The following is a 22,862-nucleotide window of genomic DNA, read 5'->3' on the forward strand; positions in this document are numbered from 1 at the left end:
TACAACGTGGATGACTTTAAGCGGATAGCGTTCCAGCCCCGGTTTCTCTCCCATTCACCGCTTCAATAACCTTGGAGAGACTTCATCGTGGACTATCCTTATAGATGAAGCTGGTAGCCTCGCGTCATCAACCGTTCCCGGTCCGCCCACCACAGGCAGCAGCCCAACCAATGGGGGTCGGGAATAACGCATGCGTCATTGGGTTATACCGTTCAGAGGCGCGCACGGCACACTGCGCGGGCGCGCATCGTACAGATAATGAAGGGAAAATCACGTGCCAAACCTAAACGAGAAGCTGGAGTGGACCGACGTTGATCAGCGTGCGGTCGATACCGCCCGCATACTCGCCGCCGACGCTGTTGAAAAGGTAGGCTCAGGGCATCCCGGTACCGCCATGAGCCTAGCACCGGTCGCCTACCTACTCTTCCAGAAAGTCATGAACCAAGACCCAGGCGACGACCGCTGGCAGGGACGTGACCGTTTCATCCTCTCCCCCGGGCACACCTCCCTCACCCTCTATACCCAGCTCTTCCTCGGCGGGTACGGCCTTGAGATGGGCGACCTCGAATCGCTGCGTACCTGGGGGGCGTTAACCCCCGGGCACCCCGAATACAAGCACACTAGGGGCGTGGAGATCACCACCGGCCCGCTCGGCCAGGGGCTGGCATCCGCCGTTGGTTTCGCCTACGCTCAGCGTTACATGCGTGGGCTTTTTGACCCCAAGGCCCCAGCCGGGCAGTCACCCTTTGACCATCACGTGTTCTGCATTGCCTCCGAAGGGGATGTGCAGGAAGGCGTCACCGCCGAAGCGTGTGCGCTCGCCGGGCATCAGCAGTTGGGCAGCCTGATTGTGGTGTGGGATCGCAACCACATCTCCATCGAAGAAGACACTGATGTCGCCTTCACCGAAGATGTTCCCGCCCGGTTCGCATCATACGGCTGGGATGTTCAGAGCGTAGATTGGACGCGCACCGGCAACTATGTTGAAGACGTCGCAGAACTGTACGCCGCTATTGAGCGCGCAAAAGCCGTAACCGATAAGCCCTCGTTCATTGAGCTGCGCACTATTATTGGTTACCCGGCCCCGAATAAGCAGAACACCGGCGCGGTTCACGGCGCCAAGCTGGGGGCTGAAGAGGTCGCCGCCACGAAGGAGCTTTTAGGGTTCGACCCCGCCAAGAGCTTCTTCATTGACCAGCAGGTGCTGGATCACACCCGCACCCTGCGTGAGCGTGGCGCTAAAGCGCACGAGGCATGGGATCAGAAGATGACCGCGTGGCGTGCGGCTAACCCCGAAGCCGCGAAACTGTACGACCGTCTGATCGGTGGCCAGCTTCCTGCAGACTACCGGGAAGCTTTCCCCGTTTTTGAGGCAGGATCATCGCTCGCGACCCGTGCCGCATCCGGCAAAGTCATTAACGCCATTGCAGGAACCTTCCCCGAGCTGTGGGGCGGGTCGGCAGATCTGGCGGGGTCGAATCTGACTACTATTACCGGCGCAGATTCCTTTAACCCGGTAGCACGTACCACCGACGACTGGACGGGTAACCCGTACGGGCGTGTGCTGCATTTCGGTATTCGCGAGCAGGCAGCGGCAGCGATCGTGAACGGTATTGTGCTTTCCTCCCCCACCCGCGCGTTCTCAGGCACGTTCTTCGTTTTCTCCGACTACCAGCGCCCGGCGGTTCGCCTGTCCGCCCTGATGGGCATCCCGGCGCTGTATGTATGGACCCACGACTCGATTGGTGTGGGCGAGGACGGACCCACCCACCAGCCCATTGAGCACCTGAGCTCACTTCGCGCCATCCCCGGGTTTGATGTTGTTCGCCCGGCGGACGCGAACGAGACCGCTGTTGCATGGCGCACTGTCTTAGAGCGCCAAGAGCGCCCGGCCGGCCTGGTGCTTTCCCGCCAGAACCTGCCCGTGTGGACGCGTGAGGATGTACCCGGTGAGGGAGAGAAGTACGCCTCCGCTGAAGGTGCAGCACGCGGCGGGTACGTAATGGCAGATGCGGAGGGCACCCCAGACGTTATTATTATTGCCACCGGCTCAGAAGTTGAGGTTGCTATTGAGGCCCGCCAGCAGCTGGCCCAGCAGGGCGTCTTCGCCCGGGTGGTGTCGATGCCGTGCCGTGAATGGTTTGATGAGCAGAGCGAACAGTACCGCGAATCGGTGCTGCCCTCTTCTGTGGCGGCACGCGTATCGGTTGAGGCTGGTGTGGCAATGAGCTGGCACGACCTTCTGGGGTCGGCCGGGCGTGCTGTATCAATCGAGCATTTTGGGGCTTCAGCTGATGCGAAGACCCTGTACCGCGAGTTTGGTATTACCCCCCAGGCCGTCGTGGCTGCGGCACAGGAGTCGATCAAGGCGGCCCAGTAACCCCATGCCTAGAGCTGCGGCGGTGGGGCGTCCAATGGCTAGATACCCCGCCGCCCCAGCAGCGTGCGTGTTGTAGTGTCTCCACAACCGCACCCCATATTTTCTTATCTGATTTTTAGACTGTAGATAGAAGGTTATTTGTAATGAGCGAATCCACCCAGAAACTCTCAGACGCAGGCGTTTCGATCTGGCTTGATGATCTCTCCCGCGAGCGCCTGACCAGCGGCAACCTTGTTGAGCTGATAAAGAGCAAAAACGTGGTGGGTGTGACCACTAACCCCACTATTTTCGCCGGTGCGCTCTCAAAAGGGGCCGCGTACGCCGGGCAGATGAGCGACTTGGCGGCATCCGGTGCGGATGTTGAAGAAGCCGTGTTCGCAGCCACAACCGATGATGTGCGCGCCGCATGCGACGTGTTCAAACCGATTTTTGAGGCATCACAGGGTTTTGACGGCCGTGTATCGATTGAGGTGGACCCCCGTTTGGCGCGCGATGCCGAGGGTACGAAGAAAATGGCTCGGGAGCTGTACGAGCGGGTGAGCCGTGAAAACGTCATGATTAAGATCCCCGCAACCGTTGAGGGCCTAGAGCCGATTGCGAAAACCTTGGCGGCTGGTATTAGCGTGAACGTGACCCTGATTTTCTCACTGACCCGGTACCGTGAGGTTATTAACGCCTATATGCTCGGCCTTGAGGAAGCCTTGGAGAACGGCAAGGACCTGTCGAAGATCCACTCGGTGGCTTCGTTCTTTGTCTCCCGGGTTGATACCGAGGTGGATGCTCAGCTAAGCGCGCTTGGCACCGATGAGGCGCTGGCGCTCAAGGGTAAGGCTGGGGTGGCGAATGCTCGCCTGGCGTATGAGGTGTTTGAGGAGATGTTCTCCTCCGAACGGTGGAAGCGTCTGGAGCGGAAGGGTGCGAATGTGCAGCGTCCGCTGTGGGCTTCGACCGGTGTGAAGGACCCTGCGCTGCCTGACACCCTGTACGTGACTGGGCTGGTGGCCCCGCACACTGTGAACACTATGCCCGAGGCGACCTTGAACGCCGTGGCGGATCACGGTGAAGTTGTTGGGGATACGGTACGTGCCTCGTATGCGGAGTCTAACGAGGTGCTGGATGCTATTGAGCGCGCCGGTGTTTCGTACCGTGAGGTGGTTGAGAAGCTTGAGGCCGAGGGACTTTCAAAGTTTGATGCCTCTTGGGAGGAACTACTAGACACTGTCCGCGGTGCTCTTCAGAACGCGAAATAGCGGCAGTGTGGGGTGCCGGCGGGCTTTCCCGAACGGTACAATTGGCAAGGCATAAACCTTGATGGTGCATGCACCCCGCCGTGATTTCTGAGGCGGGGTGTATTGCGCCAGCATAGAGGCAACCAAAGGATTTTTATTGTGACTATCGGCCACGAGTCGAACCCGCTGCGGGATTCACGCGACCGGCGTTTGGCGCGTATTGCGGGCCCTTCTGCCCTGGTTTTCTTCGGCGTCACGGGTGATCTCGCCCGTAAGAAGCTGCTTCCTGCTGTCTACGATCTGATGAACAGGGGCCTGCTTCCGCCCAGTTTTGGGCTGGTTGGGTATGGCCGCCGTGAGTGGAGCGACGACGATTTCCGTGCCTATGTGCGGGAGTCGGTGCAGGCGCATGCGCGCACTTCGTTCCGTGAAGACGTGTGGAACCAGTTCCAGAAGGGTATGCGTTTTGTGCAGGGTGCGTTCGATGATGATGCCGCTTATGAGCGTCTCAAAGGCACTCTGGCGGAGCTGGATGAGCGCGGTGCCCAGGGTAATCACGCATTCTACCTGTCGATCCCCCCGAAGGCTTTCGAGCAGGTGCTGTCGAAGCTTGCCGAGCATGGGCTGGCCAGCCGTGAGGAAGATGCGCGCACAACGCATGCTGGCACTGGGTGGCGGCGTGTGGTGGTGGAGAAGCCGTTCGGGCATGACCTTGAGTCGGCCCGTGAGTTGAACGCTATCGTTGAGCGGGTGTTCCCGCCGGATTCAGTGTTCCGCATCGACCATTATTTGGGTAAAGAGACGGTGCAGAATATTTTGGCGATGCGGTTTTCGAACCAGATGTTTGAGCCGGTATGGAATGCTAACTACGTGGATCATGTGCAGATCACGATGGCTGAAGATATTGGTATCGGCTCCCGCGCGGGATACTATGACGGGGTAGGTGCAGCCCGCGACGTGATTCAGAATCACCTGCTGCAGCTGCTTGCGCTGACCGCCATGGAGGAGCCCCTGAGTCTGGACTCTAAGCACCTGCGGGCTGAGAAGGCGAAGGTGCTTGAGGCGGTGCGTGTTGATGACCTTGAGAATTCGTACGCGCTGGGCCAGTACGCTCCCGGGTATCAGGGCGGCGAGCATGTGAACGGGTTCTTTGATGAGAAGGACATCCCGGCTGATTCCCGTACCGAGACGTTCGCGGCGTTGAAGGTCAGTATTGATAACCGCCGCTGGGCGGGCACCCCGTTCTACCTGCGCGCCGGTAAGCGCTTGGGGCGCCGCGTGACTGAGATTGCGGTGCTGTTTAAGAAGTCAGCGGATCGCTTATTCGGTAAGGAAACGGAAGTTCCTGCGGGCCAGAATGCAATCGTGATCCGGGTGCAGCCCAATGAGGGCATGACCATACGTTTTGCGGCGAAGGTTCCCGGCACTCAGATGGAGATCCGTGACGTGAACATGGACTTTGGGTACGGGCATTCTTTCACTGAGGAGTCGCCGGAGGCGTATGAGCGCCTGATTCTGGATGTGCTCTTGGGTGAGCCGCCGCTGTTCCCCCGCCATGAGGAGGTTGAGCTTTCGTGGAAGATCCTTGACCCGTTTGAGGAGTACTGGGAAGAGCACAAGATTAAACCTGAGCCTTACGAGTCCGGTTCGTGGGGCCCGCGTTCGGCGCATCAGATGCTTGAACGCGATAACCGTGCCTGGAGGCGCCCGTGATTTCGCATCTGCACCACACGAATGTTTCTGCTATTTCCAAGGAACTTTCCCAACAGCTGGCGGCTAACGGCAGCCTCAGCAGCGGCCGTGTGCTGACTCTGGTGGTACTGGCTGAGAAGGGACATTCCCGTGAGGCACTGAATGCCGCGATTCGTGCCTCCCATGAGCACCCCAGCCGCATTATTGTGCACATCGCGCACAGTGAGACCGACCCCGACCAGCTGGATGCCGAGATCCATGTGGGTGGTGAGGCTGGCGCCTCAGAACTCATTATTCTGCGCGGCTGGGGCAGTGCCTCCAAACCGACGGAGGCGCTGATCTCCGGGCTGCTTCTGCCGGACGCGCCGATTGTGGTGTGGTGGCCCCATTATGTGCCCGATAACCCGGCCGAGGATTCACTTGGGAAGATTGCGCAGCGCCGCATTACCGATTCCGCGCGCGCATATGACCCGATGGCTGTGTTAACCCACCTGTCGCAGGTATACCAGGCCGGGGATACTGACCTGGCGTGGACCCGCCTGACGCTGTGGCGCACCCAGCTGGCGGCGCTCATGGAACAGATGCCGTACTCCCCGGTCAAACGGGTGGTGGTGTGGGGTTCTGAGAAGTCCCCGTCGGTGGTTCTGCTGGGTGCCTGGCTGGGCTGGAAGCTGCAGGCCGAGGTTAGTTTGGCCACTATTGGCGCGGCGGAGCGCGGCCTGTACCGTGTGGCCATTGAGCGTGAGGACGGGCAGACTGTGATGTTCCGCCCGGGCAAGAGCATTGCGATCTTGGAAACCCCGCACGCCCCGCAGCAGCAGATTGCGCTGCCGGTGCGCACCCTGGCGGAGTGCATTTCTGAGGAACTGCGTCGCCTTGACCCTGATGACACATACGGGGAAGTGCTGAAGTCGGCGTTCCCCACGATCGAGATGCACCCCACCCGCTGTGACTCTGAGCCGCTTCTTGACGAGCGGGAATACCCGGAGGTTTTTGATGCCTAAGATTAACAATATTGGTGAGAGCACCCCGACTCTGGTAGCTCATCCTACCCGTGAGGCGTTGGCGGCTGACGCCGTGGGACGTATTTTTGACATTCTGGAGCATGTGCTCACGGAACGTACGGTGGCGCATGTTTCGCTCACTGGCGGCACCATGGGTATTGCGACGCTCCGGGCGTGGGCGGCCTCTGCTCGCGTGAAAGATATCGACTGGTCGCGTGTGCATTTCTGGTTCTCGGATGAGCGGTTTGTGCCTGAGCGGGATGCCGAGCGTAACGATGGGCAGGCGATTGAGGCGCTGCTCGCTGACCTCACTGATTACGGCTTCCCGGTGGAGAACGCACACCGGATAGGCCCTTCAGACGTGATGATTGATGTGGAGGCTGCCGCCGAACATTACGCCTACGAGATGCGTAAATTCGCTGGTTCAGCCGATCCGGTGCGGGTTGAAATGCCCGAGGGCGCCTCCGAGCTTCCGCTAGTGGGCGGCCACGGTGGGGCTGCCGATTCTGAGCCTTCCGGCGGAGGCTGCGGCTGCGGGGGCTGCGGTTGCGGCGGCGGGTCTGGGTCGGATAGTTGGCCGGTGCCGGTGTTTGATGTGACCCTGCTGGGGATGGGCCCGGATGGGCATATTGCTTCCCTCTTTCCGGGGCGTCAGCAGGTTCTGCTGGGTACGGGGCTGCCCGAAGACCCGGTGGATGGTGCGAAAGCAGTGACGGTGATGGTGAAGGACTCCCCCAAGCCCCCCAGCGAGCGGGTTTCGGTGACCCTTCCGGTGATTAATAGTTCACGCCATATTTTCTTCCTCATCACCGGCGGCGATAAACAGGAGGCGACGACTCGCCTTTTGCAGGGGGCGCAGATTCCTGCGGAGCAGCTAACCGCCGACCTGTTACTGGCAACTCCCGCTGTGGGTGCCCGCGGGCAGAAACAAACCCTGATTTTTGCTACTGAGGAGTCGCTGGCTTAGCTGCGGCTTTGCCGGTGTCTCAAAAAGTGGAGTTCCCCTCCGCTCCAGCATATTGTGCAGTCGGCAGTTGCGCTGCACAGATGCTTGGCGGAGGGGCTTTTCTGTCTGCTGCCACCGGGGCGAAAAACGTGTGAGGTCACTGCGGGCTGGTGTTCTGCAGGTACAGCTGGCTCAGTGAAGCAACTGTCGGCTCTAGACAGATATCTGCCTCATCGGGGGCTTCCACTACGTTGGCCCAGGTGAGCGCCAAGTAGTCGGCAACGGTCATGGGTCTGTGGTGCCTGAATGTTTCGAGCATCGCCTGCACAGTCCGGGCTGACTCCACAATATTAATGTAGCCGCGCAGCCCTGCATCGGTGACGGTTACAACGCGTTCGCGCAGGTCAAAGATGAGCGGCAGCGACCCGCGGCCTGCACTGGTGAGCATAAATTTAGTGCGTACCTGGCTGACCTCGTGCACGTCCTTGCCAGCTCCTGCTCGCGGCACCATCGTAAACCCCACGAATAGGTCGTTGACATCCGCCAGTGTGCGCTCCTGCCGGTATAGTTTTTGGCAGGGACACTCTTGCGGCCCGTGTACATGGGTGCCTCCGTACCCGGCGTAGAGGTGCACGGTGGGGATAGCGTAGCGTACCTTCTGAGCGAGAGCTTCAGCAATATTAAGGTCGATGAACTCCCAGGCGCCGCCGGTTCCATCGGTGACGTCTCCACTGTGGTAGGCGTAGTCGTCCACCTGCTGGTCCCCGTACCAGACGCCACCAAGCGGCTCACCTTTCGCGTCGTACAGCATCAGTGAGAGGTCTATATCCGCTGGCGAATCCCAGTATACGAATAGCCTAATAATCTTGTGTGCCCCCTCATGAAGCGGAACACGGCTGAACCGGCACAACCCGTCAAGGGACTGGCTGCTGTTCCGGTTCCCTAGCGGCATGATGAGTTTTCCCGCCCCGGTGGGGGTATAAATATCCATACCGTCGGGGGTGTATATTTTAGTGTTTTCAAGGCGTGCTGCGAAACCATTTTCAATAGCCTGCAACCCGAGCTGCACCTGTGTGCGTGTATGCCTGCTCGCGTCGGTTACCGTCCCCATGCCAGCCTTATCAATCACTAGGCGGTGCTGTGTGCTGCCCCGCCTCAGATTGGTGTACAGGTTGTACAGCTGTACCAGCACAGGCAGCGCAACACGGGGTGCTATACGGGCGAACCCGTCCGCTATGACCTGTTCCTCATCCGGGAACGCCCGGAAGGCCCGGCTGAGCTGCCGGGCAAAAACCCCGGGCCTGCTGCTCAGCAGACGCACCACCTGTTCTGCGTTTTTGCTGCGGTAGGCGGCGTCCACCTCCGATTCGAAGCTGCGCATCCGCCCCCGGTACAGGTCATCGGCCCACCGCTGTAAATGCTTAAGTGAGGGGTAGTCACCGGGGTGTATGGTGCGTGCCAGCCGTTTGAACTGTTCGGAGCGACTGGCGGTGTCGTAGCGGGCGGCCGCATAGTCACGTTCGCACAGTCTATTGATGAGGCGCGCAATGAGGGTGCGTTCGCTGCGGCGCAAGCGTAGCCGGGTGGGCGTGCTCAGGCTGAGGTCGGCCTCGTTCCCGTTTGCTCCGCTGAAGGCAACAGCTAGACGCAGCACCTCGTTGAGGGTTCTCATCTGCTGAACATAACAACGATCAATGTGCACTGTGAGAAACGCCAGGTTCTCGCGGTACGCACTCGCGTGTTCTAGTGCGGGCAGCTTATGGTACGCACGCAGGTAATCGGCGAGGGTGAGCAGATCGGCGCGGTCGGTCTCACTGTACACCTGGTTCTGCGCGGCGATAGCGGTAAAAAGTTCCTGCGCTAAGGCTGCGCATGGCGTGTTCCCGCGCAGCAGTATCACCTGGTTCTGGTCGCGTTCTCCGCGTCTATAGGTGGTGCGGGGGCGGGGGTCTTGAGTGTCGTATGGAAGTAGCGGGTGCTTGAGATGCCCGTAGATGGGGGTGTAGAACTCTCGGTCCTCACGCGGGGCGAATGCATCCAACAGGTCACCTGTGGCGATGGAACGGGTGATATAGTGCAGAATCTGTTCCGTGTAGCGTTGCCTGTCGCTTAGGTGAAGTTGGCGCATATCAAAGTCTCGGCGGAAGGCCCGCCCTCCCCGGGCGCCGCGCAGGTGTTTCCAGTCGGCGGTGAACTCATCAAATTCTGTGTAGCTCATGGTGGCCAGTACGGCACGGGAATCTTGGGCAATAGCCACCCCGAGCTCCGTCAGTTCTTCAATGCGCGGACCCAGAATTCTCCGCACACGGTGGCGCAGCCCTTCAGTGATGGTGGGTGTTTCTATGATCCAGCGGTTGGCGGGTTCACCGGGCAGGATATAGACCCCGGTGCGGCGGAGAATGACTTGGTGCAGCGTTGCCACGTTTTTCTCTTTTCTAATAATTCCCGTTAGAGGCTAGCCGAGATCCTGCCGACGGTGTGTGGTTGGGGTACAAAATGACGGGTGGATTATATCCACCCGTCATCAATAAAGTGCTCGCGGTAAGCGCATTCTCTGAAATTGCGTAACCAGGCAAGAGAAAGTAAGAGAATGCATGATCCGCGATTGAGCCTTCTACGGGATTCGAACCCGCTACATCCCGTACAGCGGTGCTGTCATAGCAGCCACTGTTGATGAAGACGAATCGTCCACTCTGTGATTTTCAGGTTCCAATATATGCGCGACATGTAGTATTGTCAATTTTCAATGGCTATTCTTCGTCAGATATAGCTAGTGCTTGTTCTTGTGCTTGACGGGCAAGCTCCGTCGAGCACGGACTCAGCGCGCTCAACGCCCGCAGATTCTTCGCCAACACAGTCGAACCCTTCATCTTCGGACGCAAAACCTCAGGAATCTCAACACTCACACCATACTCCCCCGCCAACTGAGCAAGTAACTGCACGAGCGCACCACCCCGGTTCAGCTCCCCCACCACCGGCAGCAGCCCCTGCAAAACCTGACAGACACGCCACCCCGCCAGAGGGCTAATAGAAGCAGCATCCTGCAAGGTCTCGATAACCCTCCCAACTATCACGTACTCCCCCTGCAGCATCCACCCCAGCTCTGCGGCAAACATGCCGGTGTCAAGCATATCGCGGTCCGCGAGGGCTGCAAGCGCCTGTGCCGTGGCGGAACGGTACTGCCGTTCAGCTGCGGAGGCGGCGTAGGCTAGGAACGAGTATGAAGGCTCGCCCAGCACCTGGTGGGCGTGTTCGAAAGCTTCAAGTGCAGGCTCCATACCGTGTATGACTTTCGCAAATTTGGCGCCTTTAACGGCGGGCATCATATGGGCTGCGAATATATCTGGGTTGTTCTGAGTTAGCCACGCGTACCACTGGATGACGGCGCGCATCGCTGGCAGTTCGCGCTGCTCAGTGTCCCGGCTCTCATACTCTGCCCTGACGCTATCGACCAGCAGGGCGGCCTGCTCAAACGGGGTTTCGGTGGTAACAGGCTGTTCTTCGTGAACGGCCCAGGCCACATAGTAGTTTCCGTAGATCCGTTCAAAGTCGGCGTTGAGTGGTTTCTGGGGCACGGTAATACGCCGCCATGTGCGTTGTACCGCTGGCAGCGGTTCACACACGATGCCGCTGCCGCAGGTGTCGGGGGTGAGTATGCGCGATATTTGTTCGCTCAGCAGGGCAACCGGGCCGCGGCTATTCCTTATCTCTACCGTGCACTCAGCATCCCAGTATTCTTCGTCGGAATAGTATTGTCCGTCCTCTAAATATTCCCCAGTAATACTACTGATGCGACGGTCATATTCGTATCCTGGGAATTTTTGCGGGGCAACACTATCCCCCTCTTTGGCACATAATTTAAGAATTATTCCTACAAGGTATTCGAGGTTATTGTAGGTATTTCCGTCACTATTTTCGAGATATTTTTTCAGATATTCCTGCTGCGCTTTATCTAAGTCAATATTGCGGTACTCTGCAATATAGGCTAATAACCGCGGAATATCAGCCCCGTCACCGGTATTGTTGAGGAGCTCGAAAAGTATTTCTTGCGCCTGCGCAGCGCTATCGATCGGTGGCCGGGAGGTAAAGAAATCATCTGGTTCCCGGTGCTGGGGTACCGCATCGGGAATACTGCCGGGTTGAGCTGTGGGAGCGTTCGTATCCGTGTTATCCGCAGCATGGCTGAGGAGCTTCCCGGTGATATGACCGGCTTGGTCCCTCAACTCTACAGGGAGGGTACTGGCTGCTTGCCCAACGATGCGGGTGATCTGTTCGCACAGGTGCGGGCGGGCTTTCACTAGTTCAGCGAGTATGCGCAGCTGGCTCTTCAGGATTTTCTTTTCGGTACGCATTAGAACAGCCTGCGAGGCATCCACCAGTGTATGCACTTGGTGATCGGTCAGCTCCCCCAGTATAGGTAGCAGCTGCTTTTGGGCAAGCCCCACTACGGTTGATGGTTGAGAGCACAGCAGCGCGATAAGTTCGGTGGCATGCTCTGTGATTTCTTGCCCGTTTGGCTGCATACCCAAGTAGAAGGAGCGGTATGTTGTGGCGTCGGGGTTAGTATCTGCGGCCAGCAGCCCTTTAAGAGACTCCGCAAACACGCGCTCCCGAAACCCCTCATAATGCTCCTGCAGAAAAAGCAGCAACTCAATGGTTTTTAGGTGGCGCCCCGGGGCAACATAAAATTCATCTCCCACTCCGTTGCTGAAAAGATCCCAAAACTCCTGTGTTAAAAGCAGCGGATCATTATTAAATATGTCAAGAAGCGGGGCAAATCCTCGGGATGATACAGAGTTATCTCGTATAACGTAATTCTTATACGCATACAGGTACCCGACACTGACGCAGCGCAGCTGGCGGCTACGCAGAAAACGGTGCGCAATCTCGAAATATATTTTACCTTCTGCAAGCTGCACATACTGGTCAATAAATTCCAGCCCCCATGCATCAGGGCGCTCATTGAGCCCCATTTCAAAATAACGCCCCGCCTGCTGCGCAATATTGTCTTGCCACCCGGTATGCCGGTTAAATTGCCGCAGCAGCGAGGCAGCCCGGCTGGGCTTTTCGGTGAGCGCCCCAATAGCGTAGAGCGCAACCGGGTGGTAGGTGTAGTCCTTGCCCATAAGCCGGGTGGGCGAAAGAACACGGTACAGGGCTGCACGTTCCTCTTCTCCGGCTCCCGCTAAAGCGCGGCGGAACTCTGCCACGGGTGCATTATTATCCAATAGTTTTTTCACGAGCGCGCGCCGTTGAGCGAAAGAAGACGGCATATTGTTGCTGGGCATAGTTTCTCCGTGCGTTTTTATGACGGGTTGTTCTTTAGTATTGTGAGCGCTTGTTCTTGTGCTTGATGGGCAAGCTCCGTCGGGTGCGGACTCAGCGCGCTCAACGCCCGCAGATTCTTCGCCAGCACAGTGGAGCCTTTCATCTTTGGCTGCAAACACTCCGGGATATTAATGACCGCTCCGTACTGCTGGGCCAACTGAGCAAGTAACTGCACGAGCGCACCGCCCCGGTTCAGTTCCCCCACCACCGGCAGCAGCCCCTGCAAAACCTGACAGACACGCCACCCCGCCAACGGGCTAATGGAAGCGGCATCTGTGAGGGTGCGAACTAACCTCTGCGCCTGCACATATTGGTGACTCAGCAGCCACGAAAGCTCCGCTGAGAACGCATCAGGATCCAGCATGCCGCGCCCCGCTAGGGCAGCGATGCACTCGGCCGCATGGGCACGAACCTGTTCCTGCCGCGCGCTGGCACACGCCGCTATTGCACAGTACGATGGGGCGCCCAGCACACTGTGCGTATCCGCAAGAGCCCGCAGCACCTGCACCTCGGCACCTGCCGATTGCGTCTCATACACCACCGCGAAACATGCGGGCGCGAACTGGGCAGCCAGCACATCCGGGGTGTTCTGGGTCAGCCACGCATACCATTGAACAACCAGTTCCATGCCGGTACCGTACTGGGCCTCCTCTATGCGACGCTGGTACTCGCCAGCCACCCGGTGCACGTTCAGCACCCGCCACGCAAACGGGGACTTTTCAGGTGCAGCGTGCGGGTAGAAGACTTGCCGCCACTGCGGTAGGCGGCCGCCGGGGACTTTCTTCGCGTCCAGCCAGATCCAGGCTGATATATGTTGGAATACCGCCCAGCTGCGTGCCCATTCATAGTTTTCAGCCGGTAGCGGCTCGGTAATAAGCGCAATAAGCTCCGTACGGTATGGCCACAGCTCTTGAGAGCCTTCAACAACCGGCTGCTGCTCCGTCTGGTGTGCGTGCACCCATTTGAACTGCTGCACCAGCACATCAGCTGGACGAGATGAGAGAGGATGATGTTTAGTTTTCTCGTACTTCTGAAACTTAAGCACTGGAGCCTTATAGTTGTCCGCATCTTTAAGATGAGGCCGCATGGTGAGGTACCTCATGTATGCGCCCGGGTCGGCATCACGTGGTCCGGTGTTAAACCCCTGCATGAGTTGATGCGGCGCGAGGGCTTCAGGGCCTAGTTCGACCATCGGGTGCTGCATGAGGTAGGCGAGCATCCGGGGAATGTCCGCACCATCGTACCCGTCACAGAATAGGTGCCGAAACTCGTGATCATTTGTAATGGGCGCACGCGGGGCGAAGAACCCGACGGGTTCTTGTTTCTGTGGTGTTATATCGGGAATGTGTATACTCGCGGCGGTTTTACCCGCATCCGTTATACCCTTGTCTGTCCCCTCAACAGTGCTTGTAGATACTGCTGCGGGGGCGATAAGCTTGCGGGCACCCGGCTGCACATCCAGCGGCATAGACTCCACGGCATCCGCCACTAGGGTGCTGACCTGGGCAGCACACTCAGGGTGGGCCTTCACCAGTTTCGTCAGTAACCGCAGCTGGGCGCGCAGCACCTTCTTCTCGGTGCGAAATAGCACGGCTGCCGATGCATCTACCACAGCTAGCGCCTGTTCACCGGAAGCCTTATCAACTGCGGTATTCAACATATCTTGCGCCAGTGAAACACTGGGTGAGGGGGCTGCCCCCAGCACCGATACGTACAGCTGGAAAAGCCCCAAAATTTCTTCTCTGCTTGGCTGCAGAGCACGGTGAAGGTGACCGAAAATAGCGCTGTTCGCAGCCGAAAAATCACGCAGTAGCGCCCGCAGAGTTTCCTCCAGCGCACGCTCACGCACGCCCTCAAAACGCTCACACATATACCGCATGAAAGCTATGGCGGCATCACGTTGACCAAGCCGGCCGCGCAGCAGCCCTTCACTTCTAAAAAGTGCCCAAAAGTCGTGCTCCAGCAGAAGCGGGTCTGACCGGAAGAACTTTTCAATTGTTAGCTTGTGGGGGTTGTACCGTTTGAATGCTTCCTCATTGGCGCGCATCGGCGGAATCATGTGGGTCAAAAGCTCCAGGTAGGCTGGGGATTCACTCACGAGGTGGCGGTTCCGAAGCACCGTATGAACCGGTTCCCATGCGTCTTGGGCTTCCGTCCACGGGTCGTGCTCCACTGCGGCAAGCTGCAGAACCCATTCGTCGCTCCGCTCGGTCAGGCCCGCTATGAACCATCCCAGGTGTTCCCTGTGGGTATCGGCGCTGCACCGTGTACGCGAAATGTACCCCACCGTACACCAGGTACGGATTGCGGTGGCGGGGCTGCTCGTCAGAGCACCCAGCAGGTAGAACCCTAAACTGGTAAGGGCTTCGGGGGCTTGGGCTGCTTCCCGTTCACTTCCAAGTATTTTTGCGGGTTGTACGGTGCGTGCCAACGAGGCGCGTTCCTCTTCGGTGGCTCCGCGGATAGCCTCCCGGTAGGCCTCCATATTAATGGGGCCGGTGCTTTTAAGCATGGTTTTGAGGCGGGCACGGCGCTCAGTGAGCGTGATTGGCTGGGGCATGGGGTATCTCCTGGGGTATGGTGTCGGTGCTGGCGCTTGCGGTTACGCAGGGTTGGTGTTGTTAGCCTGTTCTTGTGCTTGGCGGGCAAGCTCCGTCGAACACGGACCCAGCGCGCTCAACGCCCGCAGATTCTTCGCCAACACAGTCGAACCCTTCATCTTCGGACGCAAAACCTCAGGAATTTCAACACTCACACCATACTCCCCCGCCAAATGAGCAAGTAACTGCACGAGCGCACCACCCCGATTAATCTCCCCCACCACCGGCAGCAGCCCCTGCAGCACCTGACAGACACGCCACCCCACCAACGGGCTAATAGAAGCAGCATCCTGCAGAGTCTCAACAACACGGTTTGCTGGCACATATTTATCTTTTAAAAGCTGCATTAATTCAGCAGAAAACGCGTAGGTATCAAACATGTCGCGGTCTGCGAGAGTGGCGAGTGTTTCCGCCGCGAGGGCGCGGTAGCCGGTGTCTTTAGCGGCAGTAGCGAACCCCAGTGCACAGTATGCGGGTGCGCCAAGAGAACGCCAGCTCTGTGCAAGGGCGGTGAGCACAATTTCTAGCCCGTACACTTTCTTCTCATATAAGGCCGCCGTCATCAGAGGCATCATATGGGCCGCAAAAATATCCGGGTTATTGTATAGAAGCCATGCGCACCACTGCACCACCAGCCGGTACCAGCGGCAGGTACTAGCTTTGTCCATATTCTCGCTGTAGTCGGCAGAAATCACAACGGCCGTGAGTGCTGCCTCAGCAAACGAGGCGTCTTTTGGCTGCCGGGTAACACCCAGTTTGCGCCACCCAACATACCCGGGGAAGCCCTCTACGATCCTGCCCGCAACATACACGTTCCGCCGCTTTGACCAGTCCACCGCAACGCGTTCCCACACGCACTGCGCGGCCGGAAGCGGGGTTGTGACCACAGGCTCCAGTTCCTTTTTATAGGGTTTATCGGCGTACGCGAACTGCTCCTGCAAAAGTACCTGCGGCCCGCGTGACTTCGCGCGCGAGAACAGATAGTTTTCCCGATATTTCTGCATAAAATCACAGTGGGTGAGCTTTAACCGGTAGGATTTGAGAGCCAGGTAGCTGAGGCTGACCCGCAGCTCGTCCTTCACCGCATCCCAGTAACGCAAATTCTTATTGTGGCTATATATGCGTTCTTGGGCGGCCTTATCCATCTCAATGCTTCGGTTGGCTTTCCGGCTCTGCACCATATAGGCGAGCAGGCGCGGCAGCTGTGTCTCTTGCGTCTCTTCTTCCAAAACTTTGAGAAGAACTTCTACGCATTCAGCGTCATCCGCGATAGGGGTAAGCGGTTCCGCCTCCCGCTCCGGTTCACGGTCACGCGGGGTCGCCTCGGGAATAATAATGCTTCCCGTCTCGCCCTCAGTGTCGGGGGTGTTCGGGGCAGTGACAGGCTCATCAATTATGAGTTTACGGGCGGTACTTTGCACATCTAACGGCAGGGTGTTGGCGGCGTCCGCCACGAGGGCACTGACTTGGGCTGCACATTCGGGGCGGGTTTTCACCAGTTTCGTCAGTAACCGCAGTTGGGCGCGAAGCACTTTCTTCTCGGTGCGCAAAAGCACAGTGGCAGAGGCGTCCATGAGCTCCGCCGCCTGCTCCTGGTCCAGCTGCGGGATAAGTGGGGTGAGCATGTCTTGGGCTAGGCCCACGGAGGTTGAAGGGGACGCGCCCAGTACGGACACAAGGGTACCGAAGCGGCTGAGGTTCTCAGCTTCGGTAGGGTGCATCCCGCGGTAAAGCGCGTGGAATATCCGCGTGTTAGCCGGGGAGAAATCACGGAGCATCGCCTGCAAACATTCGGTAAGAACCCGGTCACGGAACCCGCTGTAGTTGTCGCTCAGCAGTTTAGTGAGGGCTAGCATGCTGCCGTTGGGGTGGAAAAATCCGTAGGTGTATTCCTCCAGCATGGCGCCCTCCACCCGGAAAAGTGCCCAGAACTCCTCAAAGCGGGCAGGATCTTCTGCAAAAAATTCCAGGGCTTCCTGGTGGTTGTGGGTCGAGGCAGTGTTCACTGCGGGAATACGCGCCTGGAATCCTTTCAGGTACTCTTCGTCTTCACAAATGAGCCCGCGTTCCCGCAGTAATGTCTGACTGAGAGGCCATAGTTCATCCATGAAACAGGTTTCCGCCACGTATTCCAGCACCCAGTCGTTAGGGCGTTCGGAGGCGCCTGCGGCCGCGTACCGGGCGATGGCGTCCCGGTGTTTATAGTTATCCCAGCACAGTTGCAGAATAAGCTGCGCGGCTCGGGCAGGTTTTTTAGTGAGGGCAGTAACCGCGTACGTCCCCAACGGGGTAAACCGGTTTTTGGGTTCTTTCAATTTAGTGGGCGAGAGGGTACGCACTAGTGAGGCGCGTTCCTCCTCGGTAGCCCCAGAAAGCACTTTCTGGTATTCCTCAACCGGCTTGTGCTCAGCGATCAGCTGCTTCAGGCGGGTGCGGCGCTCGGTGAGTGTGAGAGTCTTATGTTCTGAGGTGGTCATAGTATTTCTTTCTCATATATGGCGGGGTGTTCGTGCTGTATAGGCCGCTAACGGCATTCTGCTATGCCTCCTAGGTATTAGCAGGCGTTACCGGCTGCTACTTGTTGGGCCTGTTCGGCGGCTTGGGCTGCTAAATCACTCGGGTGCTCGGTAAGTTTATGCAACACTCGCAGGTTTTTTGCCAGCACCGTTGAGCCTTTCATCTTGGGAAGCAGCTCATCCGGAATAGTAACGCTCACCCCGTATTCTTTGGCTAGCTGCACCAATAGCTGCACGAGCACACCACCGCGGTTCACTCTTCCTACCACCGGCAGAACCTCTACGAGTATCTGCAGGGTACGCCACCCCGCCAGCGGGCTAATGGAGGCGGCATCTGCCAAGGTTTGGGCTATGCGAGGCGCTTTGAGGTTGTTCCGTTCCAGTAACCTGCGCAGCTCGGCTGCGTACGCATTGGTGTCCAGCATTCCCCGGTCGGCAAGGCACGCTAGGGTCTCGGCTGCTGCCGCACGGTTATCGGGACCGGCCGCATTACAGGCAATGGCCAGCAGCGAGTGGGATGGTTCTGTCAGCACCCGCCAGCTTTCTGCAAGGGCACCGAGCACAGTATCTAACCCATACGACTTCTTATACAGTGAGGCGGCAATAGCTAAAGGCATGTAGTGGGCTGCTAAAATATCGGGGTTATTCTGCATAAGCCACGCGTACCATTGCACTACCGCACGGTGCTGCGGATTACTCAACGCATCCTGGGCACGGTCCGAAACCGCAAGACGTATATTAGCGGGTGTCAGACGAGCCGCCTGCTCAAGCGGCAAATCAGCGTCTTCTTCGGTTTCTCCAACCGCGTTCCAGGTAATGAACTCTCTGCCGAGGCCCTCATAGCAAAGCTCATACCAGCCTTGTGGTGTTCCGTAGCTTTTGCCCACGTTCCTCTCCCAGATGCGTTCAACGGAGGGAAGTGGAACCGGCGGCAGAGGCGCCTCAGCGCCGGTGTCAAGGGCTACCAACTGCCGGTGGAGTACCCCGTAGGGACTTGCATAAGTATTCTCCCGATAACCGGGGAAGGTGCCGGGCTGCAGTACGTTTTGGTTGAGGTGATGCTTCAGAACCAGGTAACTCAGATACAGCGCCTGGGCCGAAGGGGTATCAGAGGTCCGTGTCCTGTTGTGCGTGTGGATACGTTTACGGGTTGCCGTATCCAGCTCAACACGCGGGTGCTCATGGAGGTAAACGAGCAGCCGCTGCAGGTTCTTGCCGTGTTCTTCCCCCTCCAGCTGGCCGAAGAGAACATCTAGAAACTCAGCCTCATTATCTATTGGGGGCAGTGGTGTGAGGTTTTCACCGGGGGCACGATCCTGCGGAATAATATCTGGGATACTCACGGTACGGCCAGTGGGTTCAGGGGGCACCGTATCATCGGGGGTCATAAGTTTACGCGCCGTATCCTGCAGATCCAGGGGCAGGGCTTCTACGGTCTCGGCCATTATCCCACTCACCTGTTGCGTAAATTCCGGGTGTGTTTTTACAACTTTCCGCAAAACACGCAATTGGGCGCGAAGAACCTTCTTCTCGGTACGGTACAGCACCGCATGGGACGCATCCACCAATGAGGCGGCTTGCTCGGTATTCATTGCTGGCACTGTTCCCGCCAACGTATCCAAAGCAAAACTGATAAGAGCCGACTGCGGTGCCTCCAATACGGCCAATAACTGTGGCAGGCGCCGCAGGTTCTCGGCAGTGGTGGGCTCCAGCCCACGGTAGAGCACCCAAAAAATACGGGTTTCGCGAAAATCACGGCGCATAGCGGCCAGGCACTCGTCAAGAACACGGTCACGGAACCCCGCATAGTGGCTCGTCAGCAGGCGTACCAGGGCCACAGTGTCGCCTCGGCCGTGCCCGTATGTCTCATAGAGCAGCCCGTCCACCCAGAAAAGCTCCCAGAAATCATGCTCTAGCAGCTCGGGGTTCCGGGCGAAAAACTCTAAAACATCTTTCTGCCCCCGCGAGGATTCGCCAGTGACTACGGGGATGGATTCTCGGAAACCCAGCAGGGCAGAGACGGAAGTATTTTTGAGCCCACGCTCCCGCAAGATAGGGCGTATGGCGTCCCAATAGTTTATAGTCAGCGGATTATTGCTAAACCCCAGCACCCACTCATCGGGGCGTTCCCGCGCACCGGTGGTGAAGGAACTAAGGGCTGTTGAGAACTTTTCATGCTCAAGATGCCACAGTGTGCAGCGCAGTATATAAGCGGCCTGCTCCGCAGTACCCAGCGCGCCCAAGATATAGAACGCACCGGGCCGGGGTGCGCCGTGGCTATCCAGGAGTTCAGTGCGTTCCAGAACTTTTGCCAATATGGCCCGTTCTTTTTCATCAGCCCCGCCCACGGTCTTCTGCAGTTCTTCCATTGGGGCGTCATAGTCCACTAGCACCGCCAGCTGGGTGAGGCGCTGAGCGGAGGTGAACGTATTCTGTTGCGAATCTTGCATGGGGTTCTTTCATCGGTGAGGCGGCGGCACCTCGACGGCAGCCGCCGATGGCAGTAGTACTAGTGTAGGGTGCGGCTGCTGTTTTATGCTCCGCCTTCGGTCATGAGGGCGAGCGCCTGCTGGTTAGCCTGCTCAGCGAGCCCGCTGGGGTGTGTATTAAGTGCGCTAAGCGCCCGCAGGTTTTTCGCCAGTAGGGTTGTACCTTTCAGCACTGGCTGTAAACTTTCGGGCAGTGAGACGCTTACCCCGTACTCCCCCGCCAGCTCCGCCAGCAGCTGCACGAGCACACCACCGCGGTTCACTCTTCCTACCACCGGCAGAACCTCTACGAGTACCTGCAGGGTACGCCACCCCGCCAGCGGGCTAATGGAGGCGGTATCTTTCAATGCCTGCACCACACGGTTTGTTGGCACCCACTGGTTTTTGAGGAGGTATGCCAGTTCCTCACCTAGAAGTTGAGTGTCCAGCATGCCGCACTCGGCAAGCTGGGCGACGGTTTCGGCTGCCTGCACGCGGTATTCATTGTTTTTCGCCCCGAGCGCCCACCCCAGTACCGAGTAGGATGGGGCTCCCAGTACCCGGTGTGTATCTGCTAAAGATGTGAGTGTTTCCGGTAGCCCATACACGGTTTTCTGGTGGGACGCGGCCAGTGCCAGCGGCATCGCTTGGGCTGCCAGAACATCCGGGTTGTGCTGCATTAACCATGCATACCACTGCATTATCGCACCGGTAAATGGGTAGTTTTCTGCATCGTCGGTGCGGTGCGTGAATTCTTCCAGCAGGCCCATAACGTTTACTGCGGCGTTCTCGAATGTCTCTCCCTCCGGGTTGAGTTCTTGCCCGACGGCAAGCCACATCATGAGTGAGTCATGCGGTGCATGTTTATAGATCCCTGATTCGTTACTGGGGCGAGCGCGTGCCTCAAGGGCTTCCACGTGCCGGTACCAGTCGAAGGTTTTAGCGGGTATTGGTTCGGTTGCTAGGGGCGCCCAGTGCGTTTCGTGGGGTTCGCCGACACGGTTAAGCTGTTCTTGGAAAAGCGCGGCGGGGCCACGGTAGTTTATGAGGGTGGCGGTGCCGCCGTAGTTGTCGTGGTGCTCGTCGTGGCGGGTAAGCTCCCAGTACAGTTCGTAGGTTTCTGCCCAGGAGGGCGCGTAGTCGCGGTGGGGAAGCATGGGCTGCCCCGTTTCGGGGTTGTGGAGCAAATAGTTCACGTACCCGTCAAAGCGTTTGGAGAAGCTTTCTGAGTCGTGGGCGCGCAGAATCAGGTGGGTGAGGTAGATGTTTTGCACCCAGGGAGGTATGACCCACTGGGAGTTGTGTTCCCGCACTATTTTCAGGTGTGTTTCGTTCAGCTGCACTCGCGGGTGTTTACCCAGGTATTCCAGCAGGGGCGGTATGTTGGCGCCGTGGCCTTCACCGCCCAGTAGAGGGATGAGTCGTTGCGTGAAGTCTTCGTCATCGCGCACGGAACCGGGCGTGAGGTTCCCTTGTGGTGCGCAGTTTTGCGGCACTATGGTGGGGATGCGCACAAGCTGGACCGGTTCGGCGGGTTCTGCCGGTGGAACCATGCGTGGACTGGGAAGGACTACTAGCTGCTGTGCCTGCGCCTGAACGTCTGCAGGCATGTTCTGTACCGCCTCGGCCACTTTTTGGCTTACCCGTTCCGCAAGCTCGGGGTGTGTTGTGAGGGTCTGAGCCAGCAGTCTCAGGTGGGCGCGGAGCACTTTTTTCTCGGTACGGAAAAGTACCGGTGAAGAAGCATCCACCAGTTGGGTTGCTTGCTCGCTGGTGAGAGCTGTCACTACCTGCCGCAGCATAGTTTGTGCCATCCCAACTGCGGGTGAATAAGGGCTGGCAAGCACGGCGGTGTACAGGGGTAGTCGTTCTATAATTTCGGTGTCTGTGGGGGTTAGCCCCTCGTGTGCTGTATAAAAATACCGTGAGTCGGCGGGGCCGAAGTCTCGCAGTAGAGCCTGGAGGGTTTCGGTAAGGCACCGGGGGCGAACACCCTCGAATTCTTCGCTTAGCAGACGGGTGAGGGCACCGAAGGAAGGCTCACCGCGGCGGGTGCGGGGCGCCCATGTGGATGGGTGCTGTCTCAGGGCCCCTTCGACGGTGAAAACGTCCCAGAACTGCTGTTCAAGGCAGTGTGGGTTGGTACGGAAAAATTGGGTGGTTTCAGCGTGGTTCTTAGGTGAGTCGTCATATACCGGTGGGATATTAGCGAGGAACATTGCCAGGTACCGCGGAGTAGAGCAGCTGAGGCCGCGGTTTCTTAGGATTGTGTTGCTAAGTTCCCACTGCCCGTAGAGTGACGCCCTGGTAGATGCATATTGATCAGCAAATTCGAGTACCCACTCGTCTCTTCTTTCTTCAGTTCCCCACATGAAGTGATCACGTATTTCACGCCGCTGACCAATGCGTCCCGCCTCGGTGAGGTGTGTAAGTTGATGCAGTTGTTGTGCGGCACGTGCTGGTTTTGCGGTGAGAGCGGCCGCCAGGTAGGCTTTTATGCTCTTTGGAAGATCTGATGCGGCGGCTTTTTCAGCGTTCAGGGTTCGTGCCAGGGATGCCCGTTCTTTCTCGGTGGCCCCGTTAATAATCCCCCGGTACTGGTCGAAAGTGGCCTTGGGGTCTGCCATGAGCTTTTTGAGGGTGGCGCGGCGTTGCGCAAGTGTGGAAGCGGCGGCTGTCATAGGTGGCTATTCCTTTTT

General features: G+C 58.2%; 11 protein-coding genes. 5 read left to right on the top strand and 6 right to left on the bottom strand.

The window, feature by feature from the left end; translation table 11 throughout:
* Nucleotides 1-274: 274 nt before the first annotated feature.
* The 5 genes from tkt (at nucleotide 275) to I6I94_RS01120 (ending at nucleotide 7,272) form a co-directional block, all read left to right on the top strand.
* The gene (gene tkt, locus I6I94_RS01100; protein ID WP_201620775.1) at nucleotides 275-2,380 is read left to right on the top strand and encodes a transketolase; all 2,106 of its coding nucleotides are present in this window, start codon (nucleotides 275-277) and stop codon (nucleotides 2,378-2,380) included.
* Nucleotides 2,381-2,523: 143 nt separating this feature from the next.
* Nucleotides 2,524-3,630 carry a transaldolase gene (gene tal, locus I6I94_RS01105; RefSeq protein ID WP_201620776.1) on the top strand — a complete coding sequence of 369 codons (1,107 nt, stop codon included), beginning with the start codon at nucleotides 2,524-2,526 and terminating at the stop codon, nucleotides 3,628-3,630.
* Between the two features lie 138 nt (nucleotides 3,631-3,768).
* Nucleotides 3,769-5,322, top strand: coding sequence for a glucose-6-phosphate dehydrogenase (gene zwf, locus I6I94_RS01110; protein ID WP_037234360.1), 1,554 nt, complete (start codon nucleotides 3,769-3,771; stop codon nucleotides 5,320-5,322).
* Nucleotides 5,319-6,305: a glucose-6-phosphate dehydrogenase assembly protein OpcA gene (locus tag I6I94_RS01115; protein ID WP_126926454.1), complete on the top strand. Its 987-nt coding sequence runs from the start codon at nucleotides 5,319-5,321 to the stop codon at nucleotides 6,303-6,305. The genes zwf and I6I94_RS01115 overlap by 4 nt, the downstream gene beginning before the upstream one ends.
* Nucleotides 6,298-7,272, top strand: a complete 975-nt coding sequence (locus tag I6I94_RS01120; RefSeq protein ID WP_126926455.1) for a 6-phosphogluconolactonase — start codon at nucleotides 6,298-6,300, stop codon at nucleotides 7,270-7,272. Before I6I94_RS01115 ends, I6I94_RS01120 begins: the two co-directional genes overlap by 8 nt.
* A 136-nt stretch (nucleotides 7,273-7,408) precedes the next feature.
* On the opposite strand, the gene I6I94_RS01125 is transcribed toward I6I94_RS01120, so the two are convergent.
* The 6 genes from I6I94_RS01125 to I6I94_RS01150 all read right to left on the bottom strand — a co-directional run bounded on the left by I6I94_RS01125 (nucleotide 7,409) and on the right by I6I94_RS01150 (nucleotide 22,844).
* Entirely contained in the window at nucleotides 7,409-9,673 is a 2,265-nt protein-coding gene (locus I6I94_RS01125; RefSeq protein ID WP_126926456.1) for a TerD family protein, read from the bottom strand.
* Nucleotides 9,674-10,001: 328 nt separating this feature from the next.
* The gene (locus tag I6I94_RS01130; protein WP_126926457.1) at nucleotides 10,002-12,539 is read right to left on the bottom strand and encodes a DUF7825 domain-containing protein; all 2,538 of its coding nucleotides are present in this window, start codon (nucleotides 12,537-12,539) and stop codon (nucleotides 10,002-10,004) included.
* A gap of 17 nt (nucleotides 12,540-12,556) precedes the next feature.
* Nucleotides 12,557-15,139, bottom strand: coding sequence for a DUF6493 family protein (locus I6I94_RS01135; RefSeq protein ID WP_126926458.1), 2,583 nt, complete (start codon nucleotides 15,137-15,139; stop codon nucleotides 12,557-12,559).
* Between the two features lie 42 nt (nucleotides 15,140-15,181).
* A complete protein-coding gene (locus I6I94_RS01140; RefSeq protein WP_201620777.1) occupies nucleotides 15,182-17,656 on the bottom strand; it encodes a DUF6493 family protein in 2,475 nt (824 codons plus the stop codon).
* 77 nt (nucleotides 17,657-17,733) lie between these two features.
* Nucleotides 17,734-20,145: a DUF6493 family protein gene (locus I6I94_RS01145; protein WP_201620778.1), complete on the bottom strand. Its 2,412-nt coding sequence runs from the start codon at nucleotides 20,143-20,145 to the stop codon at nucleotides 17,734-17,736.
* An 83-nt stretch (nucleotides 20,146-20,228) separates the two neighbouring features.
* The gene (locus I6I94_RS01150) at nucleotides 20,229-22,844 is read right to left on the bottom strand and encodes a DUF6493 family protein (protein WP_201620779.1); all 2,616 of its coding nucleotides are present in this window, start codon (nucleotides 22,842-22,844) and stop codon (nucleotides 20,229-20,231) included.
* Between the last annotated feature and the right edge of the window lie 18 nt (nucleotides 22,845-22,862).

It is taken from the genome of Rothia aeria (assembly GCF_016726365.1).
In the GTDB taxonomy this organism is placed as follows: domain Bacteria; phylum Actinomycetota; class Actinomycetes; order Actinomycetales; family Micrococcaceae; genus Rothia; species Rothia aeria.